Source organism: Nitrosospira multiformis ATCC 25196, from assembly GCF_000196355.1.
Classification (GTDB): domain Bacteria; phylum Pseudomonadota; class Gammaproteobacteria; order Burkholderiales; family Nitrosomonadaceae; genus Nitrosospira; species Nitrosospira multiformis.
Genome location: NC_007614.1, coordinates 391,026 through 403,398, shown reverse-complemented (window position 1 = coordinate 403,398; position 12,373 = coordinate 391,026). Strand labels below are relative to the sequence as shown.

The window sequence follows — 12,373 nt, the reverse complement described above, 5'->3', positions numbered from 1 at the left end:
CGTGCGCTGCTGCCAGGCGCAAGCAGAGAACTCGTTTCCCTGTTAACTCGTTCCCCTGTTCTCCCGGGCGATAGCGCGATGTGGCAGCGCGCACTGAGCAGAAGGATATAGAGGGTGGATCGTATTCGGCTCGACTTTTTGCTTGCATTTCGAAATATGGTGCGGCACAAGCGTCGCAGCGCCATCGCTGTGGGCGCGGTTACGTTTGGCATTATCGCCCTGATCCTTGCAGCGGGCTTTATCGAGTGGATATTCTGGGGCATGCAGGAAGCCACCATCCAGTCGCAACTCGGCCATATCCAGATCAGCAGACCGGGCTATCAGGAAGCAGGAAAAGCTGATCCATACGCTTATCTTTTACCGGATGCAATTCCTGAACTGGAACCGGCAAACGGTCCAGCTCAAATCAAGACCATCATCCCCCGCCTCTCCTTTGGCGGTCTGATCAGTCACGGAGACGCAACTCTTTCATTTGTTGGAGAAGGAGTCATCCCAGAGGAAAAGGCCATTCTCAGCGGCTCGGTGGAAATTTCTGCGGGTGAAAATCTTTCAGTAGATGCCCCGAAGGGCATTATTCTAGGTGTGGGTCTTGGCCGCAACCTCAACGTAAACATTGGCGATAAGGTTGTGCTATTGGCGAGTACCGCATCAAGGGGCGTCAATGCGGTTGAGGTCACTGTCCGGGGATTGTTCTCCACTGTAAACAAGTCTTACGACGATATCGCCCTACGCATGCCGATCGAAACAGCCCGCCAACTCCTCCGGGTCAAAGGTTCTCACGTATGGGTAGTGTTGTTGAATGACACAGCGAAGACCGATACTGTACTCCAAAGATTACGCGATTCATTGCAAAAGAGCGATTTCGAGGTGGTTCCCTGGTATGTCCTGGCTGATTTCTACAATAAGACCGTGGCTTTGTTTACAAAACAAATCCATGGCCTCAAGCTGATAATCGCCTTCATCATCCTTCTTGCCATTTTGAATGCCATGACGATGTCGGTAATGGAGCGGATCGGGGAAATTGGTACTGATATGGCGCTTGGCGCCAGACGCATCGACGTTCTCCGACGCTTCCTAAGCGAAGGCATTCTGCTCGGCGGTTTCGGCGGCCTGCTCGGGGTTACGATAGGGGTAGCGCTGGCTGCCATGATATCGAGCATAGGGATCCCGATGCCGCCCCCCCCAGGGACGACCCGTGGCTATACGGGCGAAATACTTGTCACGTGGAATATTGCATTCGAATCCCTTTTGCTTGCGATCGGCGCAACGCTCACTGCCAGTATATACCCAGCCTGGAAGGCATCCCGCATGCAGATAGTGGATGCGCTACGTCACAATAGATAATTCGGAAAAGTGAATAATGCTCAGACTGGCCTTTCGAAATATTTTTCGACAGAAATCACACACCGCAATGACTCTGGCGGCGATCGTGAGCGGCGTGGTAGCTCTTGTTCTTGCTGGCGGCTGGGTGAACGATATTTTCGTTACTTTATCGGAGGCTCTTATCCACTCTCGATCCGGTCATCTGCAAGTCTACAAGGAAGGTTTTTTTGCTGCCGGAGCGCACGCCCCGGAGAGATATCTGATAACGGATGACGAGGCCATTAAACGGCGTATCATGAATAACGAGGGTATCGATAGCGTAATGGCGCGACTCAATTTCTCGGCCCTGCTCAATAACGGCCGGGCTGACCTTCCCATCATTGGAGAGGGTGTAGAACCAGCGAAAGAAGCGGCGCTTGGAAGCTCCGTCTCGATCATCTCGGGGCGTCAACTGCAAAACACGGATAAGTTCGGTATCGCTATCGGGGTGGGCGTCGCCCAGGAATTGAAGCTGAAACCCGGCGATCACGTAACCCTGCTGGCAAATACACTGGAAGGAGCATTAAACACCATTGATCTGGAGGTCGTCGGCGTATTCAAGAGTTTCTCCAGTGATTATGATGCTAGAGCAATAAGAATTCCGCTCGCCGCGTCCCAGGAGTTGCTGGGCACGCAAGGCGTTAATGCACTGGTCATCTCACTGAAAAAAACGGACGATACATTTCGTATTGCAGGGCTGCTAAAAGAACAGTTAGAGACTTTGGGGCTGGAGATCAAAACGTGGATCGAACTCAACGATTTCTACGAAAAAACGGTAGAACTTTATGGACGCCAGCTAGGTTTTCTGCAACTGATTATCCTTATCATGGTTCTGCTCGGGGTCCTGAACAGTGTCAACATGAGTGCTTTTGAAAGAACAGGAGAATTCGGCACAATGATGGCCCTGGGCAACCGCAGAAACGAAGTATTCCAATTGATCATCACGGAAAACTTCCTACTGGGAGTGATCGGCAGCGGCCTCGGGCTCGGACTCGGAATTGGCCTCGCGCTTATTATCTCTGCGATCGGTATCTCGATGCCGCCGCCTCCAAATTCCAACCTTGGCTATACAGCCCACATCCAGATTGTCCCCGGCGTTTTGCTGGCATCCTTTGCCATCGGTATAGCAGCAACAGTATCGGCGGCTATCGTTCCCGGGAGGCATATCTCGCGCACCCCCGTTGTTGATGCGCTACGACAGAATATATAAAGGTATATAAAGTACTTGCTTCTGAAATCAATCAGAATGAATACCGCAATTCGGTATAGACGCGGTCGGCATGATCGAAACGGCCAAACAGACCAATAGGTGGACCGCCAAATACGTCTGCTCCAACCGCCCAACGCCAGTTCGGTTGGAAATTCCAGGATAATCGAGGCCGGAACATCCAGTCGCTACGATTCAGACTGTGGATCAGTAAAGCTTGAGCCTCAATCTTGGGGGAGAGCTTGCCATTGAGCAGAATGCTGGCGCCATTCTCAAGCCGGTCCAGAGGGAGATCCGGGTCATGCGTAAAAAAGACACGCTGAAAGAACTGCAGATTCAAGCGGGTTTCGGCAGGCAAACTGAAATCCAGGCCTATAACATAGTCGAGCGTATTCTGCCTGACCAACCCATTCATTGCGGTGGGTCGCGTGACGTTGAATTTGCGTCCATCTGTATAAATCAGTTCGCCTTTTAAAACGATTGAGCCGAAGTCTTTCGAAAGGGTTCCACCCACCTGGTCAATCTCATCATGACGGGGCTGGAAGACAGGAGGGTCAAGCGGGCCACCGATGCGATAGAACGTAGGCGACGAATCCAGGCTGTGGTAGTAGAAACCCGAAATATCCCAGCCATTTACAAGGTGCGATAAACGCACCCCATAGTTGGAGTTCGCGATATTCCGCCCGGAGCGATCTTCTGGAAGATAGGTAGCTACTCCGCGCAAGGGACCGGGATAGAAATCCGCTCCCGGCTTTCCAATTTCGTCAAGAGTCGGCACAGGAATCCACACCACTTCAGCATGGGAATCCCCCTTCGAATATTCCGCGCGCGCCGCCCATTGGGGAATGCGCAATATGTCAAAGGCAGGCAGGACAAATTCCCGCAAGTCCTTCGCGGATACCACGTCCGCAAAGAACAGTCCCACCATCTCGCCCCATATCACATGCTGACGACCGAGACGGAAATCAAAATCGCCAGCCGAGACATCAAGATAATTTTCTCGGACGAAAAACTGGTAGCGTTGATCCTGACGGACCGCGTGTGGATAAAAACTGGACAGGTCATAAGCTGCGTCATAGTCGAAGCGACCGCTTATTTTCCATTTTATGTTTTCGTTGAACTGTCCCGTGCGCGATAGCTCCGTTCGAAGCTTTGCTTTCGATAAATGCTCGGGGTCAGTATAAGTGTCCGCGATTTCCAGCTGGGAAAAACCCCTCCACCCAGTCACCAACCTCTTCCAGGCAGGCATAGGTTTTGATGGCTTTTGCTCTTGACCCAAATCGTCGCCAAATAATGCTTCCCGCGACGTGAACTCGCTCTCCGCATCGTTCCCGGCAGCAATGACAGGGGCAGGTTCTCTGCTCAGATTTATCTCATGATCTTTTGCTGCAGGAGCCGAAATAAAAGAAAGAGAAGGTGATACGGACAATAGCAAAGGCTTCTCCTCACCCAGCCTTCTCTCCACATTCTCCCCCTGCGAAACCACAGCGCCCGCTCTATCATCCGGCTCCCGTACCGGACGAGCGGGGGACGTTCCCATCGCTAAAGACAAAGTGAGCATCAAAGGCTCGGCAGGTGTTGTACGGTCCTCATTCGCGTCGTAGATAACAGGTACCGGTTTTGCAGCATCCGGAAGCTGAACCTGCGCCTCCCCTGCAAAGCTGATCGACCTTACAACAAGCAGTGCCTTTAGGCTTATCAGATATACGCCCCTAATTCCGTAACTCATCGGCGCTACTTTCGTCATTACCTTTGGAAGTCACCTTTTTCACATCTATCTATCCCTATGTTCAATAACGTGCATGGATTTCTCCTTGCGAATTTCCCGTTGCACGATCTGACCATCTTGGATATGGATTACATTGTCCGCGATCGCCATGACACGCGAATCATGAGTGGAAAAAATAAAGGTTGTCTCAAATTTGTCGTTGATATTCTTCATCAGCTCCAGGATGCCTTCACCTGTCGCATGATCAAGATTGGCAGTAGGCTCGTCAGCCAATACTATTTTCGGATGCGTTGCCAGTGCCCGTGCAATCGCTACACGCTGACGTTGCCCTCCGCTGAGCTGGTTCGGCCGATGCCGGGCAAACCTGGACAAACCGACGATATCGAGATATTCAGCAACCCGGATGCGGCGCTCTGCTGTCTTCAATTCCCTGAATTGCAGCAACGGATACTCGACGTTCTCCTCAGCAGAGAGAACGGGAAACAGATTGAACGTCTGAAAAACAAACCCGATAGTTCTTGCCCTGAGCCCGGACAGGTCATCCGGAGTACGGCCGCTGATATCCTGACCGTTGATTAAAACTTTGCCGGCGGTGGGCGTATCAATACAACCAATCAGATTGAGCAGCGTTGACTTGCCACTGCCGGATGGACCTGCAATAGCGAGGAAAGCGCCGGAGGCGATATCTAACGTAATGTCTTTCAATGCCTGGACTTTCTGCTCACCAAGGATGTAATCTTTGGAAACATTCTCGAGGTGCACAATGCCCGTGTCACTCATAAAAATCCCCCGACCGGTAATCCCTGTAGTAGTTGGCATTCATGATAGGAACTGAACATGCAAAAAAATTCTGAGCAATACTTATTAACGGTGATTCTCCTATTTGCTATTGCGGTGCCAACCGCAATAGCAGACACAAATGATACTGAGCTGGCTCAAACAATTCTGGAAAAGGCTGATCAGATACGATTCCCGCGAGAGAGTTTTCAGGTCGACGTCACCATTAACACAACCGCTCCGGGTCAACCGGAAGATTGGCGCAAGTACAGGGTCTTATCCAAGGGTAACGAAAATAGCGTAGTGATGACCACGGAGCCAGCTTCGGAACGAGGTCAGATTTTATTGCTGAAAGGGCGAGATCTGTGGATATTCATGCCGGAAGTCTCCCAGCCCGTACGTCTATCCCTGTCCCAGCGGCTTACCGGCCAAGTAGCAAATGGGGACTTGGCTCGCGCAAATTTTGCCGGGGATTACAACGCTAAAATTTTGCGCACAGACGTTATCGAGGGCGAAAAGTATTACGTGCTGGAACTCACAGGGGTCGACCGTGGAGTGACTTATCATAAGGTTTTGTATTGGGTTGGGCAATCAAATTTCTGGCCTTATCGAGCGGAATTCTACTCACTGTCCGACCGTCTACTCAAAACCGCCCGGTACGAGAAATTCCAGATGCTCCATGGAGCGTTGCGTCCAACCCGTCTTGTCATGGAAGATGCCTTGCGCACAGGTGAACAATCGGTACTCGAATACTCGGGAATGAAACAGCGCGATCTTCCGGATAAGGTTTTCACCAAAGATTATTTAAAGAAACTCGACTAGGGCTATCACGAGACTCATAAAAAAACAACAAAGGCTCTGAAACCGGCCTTTAATTCGTTTTACGTAAATGGTACCTGTTCGCTTCCGTGTTAACAGGGGTAACTTCCTGCAAGAAAGTCTCAACCCGGAATATTTTCGCTTCGTCCTAAAGTATCAGAGAAAACTGCCGTTGGCTGAAACATGTCTCTAACCGAAATACTTGATCTGGGTCATGCATTCAAGAGGTACTTTGAAATCGTACCCGCGTTTTCGGACGAATTAAAAGATGAGGTTCACCGGATCCGGCATGAGGTTTATTGCGAGGATCTCAAATTTGAGCCCCTTCAGCGGGATAGGCGAGAAAGCGATGAGTATGATATTGACTCGCTACACTTTTTGTTACGCAATGTCCAGACACAAGAGTTCATTGGCTGCGCGCGCATAATCTCTCCCCGGCCGAAGGATCCTGATTATCCTTTACCCTTTGAGATAACCTGCGCTGATACATTGGACCGGTCGATTATCGATCCCGCGCTGTTACCCCGCCATCATATCGCAGAGGTATCACGTCTGGCTGTCGTTGCCAGTTACCGAAGACGTAAAGGCGAGGCGAGCAAAGCGATCGACATCGCGGATGAAGATTTCGGAGTAGCACAATCTCGGCGCTTTCCTTACATTCCAATCAGCCTTTATTTAGGTACCTTCGAACTGGCGCGCCTGCATAAAATCGAGACTTTGTTCATTCTGACTGAAGAGCGCCTTGCACTGCATTTCGCCAAACTCGGGTTCGACCTTAAGTTCATCGGTCCCCCCGTCGAGCATCATGGTATACGCGTTCCCTCAATGATGAGTGTCAGTGGAACGATAAAAGGTATGAGACCCAACCTGCGGCCGCTCTATGACGTTATCACAGAGGATATAAAAAGGAACCTTCCGGAAACAGGAAACGGCCTGCCCGGGATAGAAAATGAATATTCAGGGAGCGGACCCCAGGGGATTATTGCCGTGAAACCTGCTACATGAGAATCAGGTCATATTGTTCCTGGGTATACGTCCCCTCCACCTGAAGACTGATGGGTTTGGCGATAAAATCGGCAAGTTGCGCCAGGCTTTGGGATTCTTCGTCGAGAAACAGATCGATTACCTGCTGTGAAGCCACAATGCGGAATTCACGCGCATCGAACTGACGGGATTCCCGCAGCAGTTCCCTTAGGATTTCATAGCACATGGTCTGGGCCGTCCGGACTTTGCTGCGGCCTTGGCAAGTCGGGCAGGTTTCACACAAAATGTGCGCCAGACTCTCCCGCGTCCGCTTGCGCGTCATTTCCACGAGTCCGAGGGCGGTGAAACCGTTCACCGTCATGTGAGTCCGGTCTTTCATCAACGACTTCTTGAATTCGCTGAGAACGGCATTCTGGTGTTCCGCGCTCTCCATATCTATGAAGTCGATAATGATAATGCCTCCCAGATTTCGAAGACGGAGTTGGCGCGCAATGACCTGGGCCGCTTCGAGATTCGTTTTGAAAATGGTATCGTCAAAACTGCGTACGCCGATGAATCCCCCAGTATTTACATCGATGGTGGTAAGCGCCTCGGTCTGATCAATGATCAAATAACCCCCGGACTTCAGGTCGACACGCCTCGCCAGGGCTTTCTCGATTTCATCTTCCACCCCATACAACTCGAACAAAGGGCGCTCCCCCGCATAATGATCGAGGCGCTCCACTACGTTGGCCATATACACTCGTGCAAAGGTCGCCATCTTCTGGAAAGTTTCCCGCGAATCCACCAGAATGCGAGTCGTATCATCACTGATGAAGTCGCGCAAGACGCGGAAACTCAGATTCAGGTCCTGATACAGTAAGGCCGGCTGGGAAATCAGGGATTTTTCCTTGATATCGCGCCATAGCTTGTGCAAGTACTCGATATCCGTTTGCAGATCCTGTTCACTTGCCGCTTCCGCCACGGTACGGATAATGAATCCTCCCTCTTCCGCGGCTGGCAACAAATGTTTCAGTTTTTCACGCAACGACTTCCGTTCGGTTTCATCTTCGATGCGCTGGGAAATGCCGATATGCGATACTTGGGGCAGATAAACCAGCAAACGGCCCGCAATACTGACCTGAGTCGACAGGCGGGCACCCTTGGCACCGATTGAATCCTTGATAACCTGGACGAGGATATTTTTTCCTTCGTATAACAGCTGTTCAATCGGTTTATCAGCGTCTTCACTCTGCCGCAAGCGCCAGATATCAGCGAGGTGGAGAAAAGCAGCCCGTTCGAGACCGATATCCACGAAAGCGGATTGCATCCCCGGCAGCACCCGGATTACGCGCCCGTTATATATATTGCCCACTATGCCGCAATTGCTGGTGCGCTCTATGTGCAGTTCCTGGACGGCGCCATGCTCGACCACCGCGACACGCGTTTCCTGGGGGGTAACATTGATAAGAATTTCACAAGACATAAGAGATCCGGCTTTTATTGCGGCTCACTGAAATATTCTTATAGCGGATTCTTCAAGCAATTGCGCCGTCTCAAACAGTGGCAATCCGACGACACCGCTATAACTGCCGGAAATCCCCGAGATAAAAACCGCTGCCCTGCCCTGAATTGCATAAGCGCCTGCCTTGTCATATGCCTCGTCACAAGCGAGGTAATGATCGATTTCCTGCTCGCCGAGATTGCGGAATCGGACACTCGATCTGGACAGACAAACCCGGGTTCCATTTCCCGCTGCCACGGCAGCCGCCGTCAAAACCTCATGAATCTGGCCGGACAAGGCCCGCAGCATTTGCTTTGCATGGAGGGGATTTTCGGGCTTGCCAAAAATCCTGCCGTTCAATACCACCGCTGTATCCGCTCCCAAAACCGGGAAATCTGCCCAACCTCGCTCACTCATCCGCTTTCGCCCCGTTTCCGCTTTAACGCGCGCAATCCGTTCGACATACTCCGGCGGCGACTCCTGCGGCAGCGGAGTTTCATCCACATCCGGTATCCGGGGCAAAGCTTCGCGCAACGGTAAAACCATGAAGTCCACGCCGATCTGCTTTAATAATTCCTGCCGGCGGGGACTGCGGGAAGCAAGATAGATGCGATTTTCCACAAAAGTCATGCGGAGTGAATGCTTACGGGAGCGCAGTTACTTCTGTTACATTGTTATTTTTTATGCGCGATGATAAGGATGACCCTTGATCAGCGATATCGCGCGGTAGAGTTGTTCCGCCAGCAGAATTCGAACCAGCCCATGAGGAAGTGTCAGGGCAGATAACGCCAGGACTTCATCCGCCGCATTCCTGAGGGCCGGATCTAGCCCGTCGGCACCGCCAATGAGGAACGCGGTGTCACCTCCATCCTTCATCCAACTGCCAATGGCATGGGCCAAACCGGCGGTAGTCCATTGGCTCCCGCGCTCGTCCATTACCACAAGCCGACAATTGGAAGGCAGCAGCGCACGGATACGTGCGCCCTCGGCGGCCAGCAGCTGTTCCACTTTTTTTCCGCTATCCCGTCTCTCAGGCTTGATTTCCAGAAGCTCGATATTCGCCTCACGTGGCATCCGTTTGGCATATTCCTGAAAACCCGCGGCAATCCACTCCGGCATTTTATGTCCCACCGCATAAACGAGGAATTTCATGCGACAAGGAATTTCATTCTGAAAACACGCCTATCCAATGCTCCGGGAAGAGTTTGTTCGAGAGACGCCCACGCGGGGAACTTGGCGCTCGCTCCCATATTTCCTTTACCTCTCGTCATCCGGATTGGTCTTCGCTCGGCTGACTCTGGCTTTTCTGGTCTTCGCAGGAGTCACAGGTCCTGTCTCCCCTTCTTCAGCGACAGGCGGTCTTGCGACCGGCTTCTTCCTGCTCGTGTTTTCGGATATTTTGTTGATCCTGGCAGCGTGTGCCCACAACTCCTCAAGATTGTAATGGGCGCGCACCGCGGTCTGCATGACATGCACCAGCACGTCGCCGAGATCAACCAATATCCATTCCCCGTTATTTTCGCCTTCCACACCGTAAACCATGCCACCCGCCGCCTTGACTTTCTCGACCACATTGTTCGCGATTGCCCGTGTCTGCCGCGTGGAATCGCCGCTGGCGATGATCATCCGATCGAACAAGGCTGTCAGTTTTTTGACATCGAGTACTTCCACGTCACGCGCCTTGATTTCGTCCAGCGCCGCAACAACGGTTTTTATCAATTTGGCCGGCGTCATCGTTATTCCCGATACAGATCATTAGCAGCAATATAATCCCGAGTACTCTCGGGAACCAGATAACGGATACTTTTCCCTGAGGCGACACGTTTGCGAATGGCCGTTGCCGAAATATCCAGCAATGTCGTCTGCGCAGTAAAGATCAAGCCCCCGGGTGCATATTTAAGAATCTCTGCACTCGACGTCCAGCGCTCCCTGCATTCCTCTTCCAATTCCTGCGGCAGCGCTGCGGGCGACGGTCTGTTCTCCGCGGAAAGCAGATGACCGGGGCGAGCAGCAATAATGAAGTGACATAACCCGAACAATTCCCGCCACCTGTGCCACTCGGCCAGCCTTATGAATGCATCGGCTCCCGTAACGAAGCAGAGTACGATATCCTTCCCCAGTTCCTGCCTGAGTTCGCGCAACGTATCCACGCTGTAGCTCACCCCCCCGCGTACTACCTCTCGTTCATCGAGAATAAAACGGGAATTTCCATCGATGGCCCGGCGGACCATTTCCACCCTATGTTCCAATGACGCTTCCGGACCGCGGCGTAGCCGGGGAATTCCGGCAGGAACAAAACGCATTTCCCTCAACCCTACCAGCTCGGCAATTTCTTCGGCGATTCGCAAGTGCCCATAGTGAACGGGATCGAAGGTACCTCCAAAAACACCAACCGGAGAAACGGGGAAATCATTCATTATCGGGCGGGAACAACGCTGGTCATGCGAAGCTGCTCAAGCGGACAAAAAAGCCGGCAGCTGTCTTCACTTGCCTTCCCCGCTTTCCATGAATAATCTGTGTTTTACAACAGCACACGACGCAGATCAGCCAGCACTTCGACCAGGTGCGTCGTAAAGCGCGCTGCTGTCGCCCCGTCGATTACTCTATGATCATAGGAAAGGGATAATGGCAGCATCAGGCGCGGGACAAATTCGCCATCCCGATAAACAGGCTTCATCACTGCGCGCGAGACACCGAGAATCGCCACTTCCGGCGCATTGATAATGGGCGTGAACGCAGTGCCGCCGATGCCCCCGAGGCTGGAAATGGTAAAACTCGCCCCCTGCATATCGGTGGGCTTGAGTTTGCCTGCCCGCGCCGAAGCTGCGAGATCAGACATTTCCTTGGCAATGGCGATGACCCCTTTCTTTTCCACATCCCGAATCACGGGGACCACCAGTCCATGAGGTGTATCCGCTGCAAAGCCGAGATGGTAATAATTCTTGACCACGAGATTCATTTCATCACCTTCACTGGTCAGCGAGGCATTGAACTCGGGAAACTTCTTTAGGGCCGCTATCGAAGCCCGCAGGAGAAACGCGAGCAGAGTAACTTTCACCCCTTCTTCTTTTGAAGATTCGTTTGTTTCCTTGCGCAGGGTTTCCAGCTCGGTAATATCCGCTTCGTCGAACTGCGTCACGTGTGGAATCATGACCCAGTTGCGGTGCAGATTCGCTCCGGATATTTTTTTGATCCGCGATAGCGGCTTAAATTCCACGGGACCGAATTTCGCAAAATCGGGTTGAGGCCAGGGCAGCAGATTGAGCTCGGTCCCGCTACCCCTTGGCTTGGAGAGTTCAGTCTTGACAAAAGACTGCACATCTTCCTTGAGAATGCGCTGCTTGGCACCGCTACCCTTTACCAGCCCCAGATTCACGCCAAGTTCGCGCGCAAAGCGTCGAACCGAAGGACTGGCGTGTGCCTTCGCAAACGTAGCTTCATCTATCGGAGAAGGAACGAATGCAGAGCGTGGAGAAGAACCCGATGATTGGGGTTGCGCAGAAGATTGGGATTGCGCACGAGGTTGCGTCGCCGGCCGCGGCGCCTGTTCCGGAGAAGCGGTGGTTGGAGCGGGAGCCGGCGTTGAAGCGGGTGCCGCTTCTCGTGGCTCAGCGGGCGGCGCTTGCTCCGCTTCTGAAGCTTCCAGTGTCAGGATGGGCGAACCTTCCGATACCTTATCGCCCACCTTTACGGATAACTCTCTGATTATGCCAGCAAAAGGAGAAGGCACTTCTATGGTGGCCTTGTCCGATTCAAGCACAATCAGGGAGTCTTCCGCCTTGATCGAATCGCCGGCTTTCACCAGCACTTCTATTATGGGAACGTCTTTAAAGTCGCCAATATCGGGAATCAATACCTGTTTAGTCTCCGCCACGCCTCTTCCTTCTCGTATTAGATAATCCCGGCTTTCCACAACGAAATGATCACAGCAGGAGGATCCCGCCTTTCAAGCGCTCCGACTCCTGGTAGTGCAGTTCGCCGTTCCCCCAGTTCCAATTTGCAATTGGCGGCT

Annotated in this window: 12 protein-coding genes; 4 read left to right on the top strand and 8 right to left on the bottom strand. The window is 52.3% G+C overall.

The window, feature by feature from the left end:
* The first annotated feature begins 114 nt into the window (after positions 1–114).
* Together NMUL_RS01950 and NMUL_RS01945 are read left to right on the top strand one after the other, a co-directional pair.
* Entirely contained in the window at positions 115–1,344 is a 1,230-nt protein-coding gene (locus NMUL_RS01950; protein WP_011379732.1) for an ABC transporter permease, read from the top strand.
* Between the two features lie 16 nt (positions 1,345–1,360).
* Positions 1,361–2,572, top strand: a complete 1,212-nt coding sequence (locus NMUL_RS01945) for an ABC transporter permease (protein WP_011379731.1) — start codon at positions 1,361–1,363, stop codon at positions 2,570–2,572.
* Between the two features lie 31 nt (positions 2,573–2,603).
* On the opposite strand, the gene NMUL_RS01940 is transcribed toward NMUL_RS01945, so the two are convergent.
* Together NMUL_RS01940 and NMUL_RS01935 are read right to left on the bottom strand one after the other, a co-directional pair.
* On the bottom strand, positions 2,604–4,298 hold the full coding sequence (locus NMUL_RS01940) for a DUF1302 family protein (protein ID WP_238529847.1): 1,695 nt from the start codon (positions 4,296–4,298) through the stop codon (positions 2,604–2,606).
* 45 nt (positions 4,299–4,343) lie between these two features.
* On the bottom strand, positions 4,344–5,078 hold the full coding sequence (locus tag NMUL_RS01935) for an ABC transporter ATP-binding protein (protein ID WP_011379729.1): 735 nt from the start codon (positions 5,076–5,078) through the stop codon (positions 4,344–4,346).
* Between the two features lie 57 nt (positions 5,079–5,135).
* Here NMUL_RS01935 and NMUL_RS01930 point away from each other — a divergent pair, with 57 nt between their 5' ends.
* A complete protein-coding gene (locus tag NMUL_RS01930; RefSeq protein WP_011379728.1) occupies positions 5,136–5,897 on the top strand; it encodes an outer membrane lipoprotein-sorting protein in 762 nt (253 codons plus the stop codon).
* Between the two features lie 180 nt (positions 5,898–6,077).
* Positions 6,078–6,899: a PEP-CTERM/exosortase system-associated acyltransferase gene (locus NMUL_RS01925; protein WP_011379727.1), complete on the top strand. Its 822-nt coding sequence runs from the start codon at positions 6,078–6,080 to the stop codon at positions 6,897–6,899.
* On the opposite strand, the gene rng is transcribed toward NMUL_RS01925, so the two are convergent.
* The 6 genes from rng to aceF form a co-directional block, all read right to left on the bottom strand.
* Positions 6,892–8,343 (bottom strand): ribonuclease G, encoded by a 1,452-nt coding sequence (rng, locus tag NMUL_RS01920; RefSeq protein WP_011379726.1) that lies wholly within the window; start codon positions 8,341–8,343, stop codon positions 6,892–6,894. The genes NMUL_RS01925 and rng overlap by 8 nt on opposite strands.
* Positions 8,344–8,367: 24 nt before the next feature.
* Entirely contained in the window at positions 8,368–8,991 is a 624-nt protein-coding gene (locus NMUL_RS01915; RefSeq protein WP_011379725.1) for a Maf family protein, read from the bottom strand.
* 51 nt (positions 8,992–9,042) lie between these two features.
* Positions 9,043–9,513, bottom strand: a complete 471-nt coding sequence (gene rlmH / locus NMUL_RS01910) for a 23S rRNA (pseudouridine(1915)-N(3))-methyltransferase RlmH (RefSeq protein WP_011379724.1) — start codon at positions 9,511–9,513, stop codon at positions 9,043–9,045.
* 105 nt (positions 9,514–9,618) lie between these two features.
* On the bottom strand, positions 9,619–10,095 hold the full coding sequence (gene rsfS / locus NMUL_RS01905; RefSeq protein WP_011379723.1) for a ribosome silencing factor: 477 nt from the start codon (positions 10,093–10,095) through the stop codon (positions 9,619–9,621).
* A 2-nt stretch (positions 10,096–10,097) separates the two neighbouring features.
* Positions 10,098–10,778 carry a nicotinate-nucleotide adenylyltransferase gene (gene nadD, locus NMUL_RS01900; protein WP_011379722.1) on the bottom strand — a complete coding sequence of 227 codons (681 nt, stop codon included), beginning with the start codon at positions 10,776–10,778 and terminating at the stop codon, positions 10,098–10,100.
* Positions 10,779–10,882: 104 nt separating this feature from the next.
* Positions 10,883–12,235, bottom strand: a complete 1,353-nt coding sequence (aceF, locus tag NMUL_RS01895; protein ID WP_011379721.1) for a dihydrolipoyllysine-residue acetyltransferase — start codon at positions 12,233–12,235, stop codon at positions 10,883–10,885.
* Positions 12,236–12,373: the final 138 nt, after the last annotated feature.

Excerpts from the sequence above, each read along its gene's own strand:
- NMUL_RS01945 (WP_011379731.1), top strand. The coding sequence starts at position 1,361 with ATGCTCAGACTGGCCTTTCGAAATATTTTTCGACAGAAATCACACACC.
- NMUL_RS01940 (WP_238529847.1), bottom strand. The coding sequence starts at position 4,298 with ATGAGTTACGGAATTAGGGGCGTATATCTGATAAGCCTAAAGGCACTG.
- NMUL_RS01935 (WP_011379729.1), bottom strand. The coding sequence starts at position 5,078 with ATGAGTGACACGGGCATTGTGCACCTCGAGAATGTTTCCAAAGATTAC.
- NMUL_RS01930 (WP_011379728.1), top strand. The coding sequence starts at position 5,136 with ATGCAAAAAAATTCTGAGCAATACTTATTAACGGTGATTCTCCTATTT.
- NMUL_RS01925 (WP_011379727.1), top strand. The coding sequence starts at position 6,078 with ATGTCTCTAACCGAAATACTTGATCTGGGTCATGCATTCAAGAGGTAC.
- rng (WP_011379726.1), bottom strand. The coding sequence starts at position 8,343 with ATGTCTTGTGAAATTCTTATCAATGTTACCCCCCAGGAAACGCGTGTC.
- NMUL_RS01915 (WP_011379725.1), bottom strand. The coding sequence starts at position 8,991 with ATGACTTTTGTGGAAAATCGCATCTATCTTGCTTCCCGCAGTCCCCGC.
- rlmH (WP_011379724.1), bottom strand. The coding sequence starts at position 9,513 with ATGAAATTCCTCGTTTATGCGGTGGGACATAAAATGCCGGAGTGGATT.
- rsfS (WP_011379723.1), bottom strand. The coding sequence starts at position 10,095 with ATGACGCCGGCCAAATTGATAAAAACCGTTGTTGCGGCGCTGGACGAA.
- nadD (WP_011379722.1), bottom strand. The coding sequence starts at position 10,778 with ATGAATGATTTCCCCGTTTCTCCGGTTGGTGTTTTTGGAGGTACCTTC.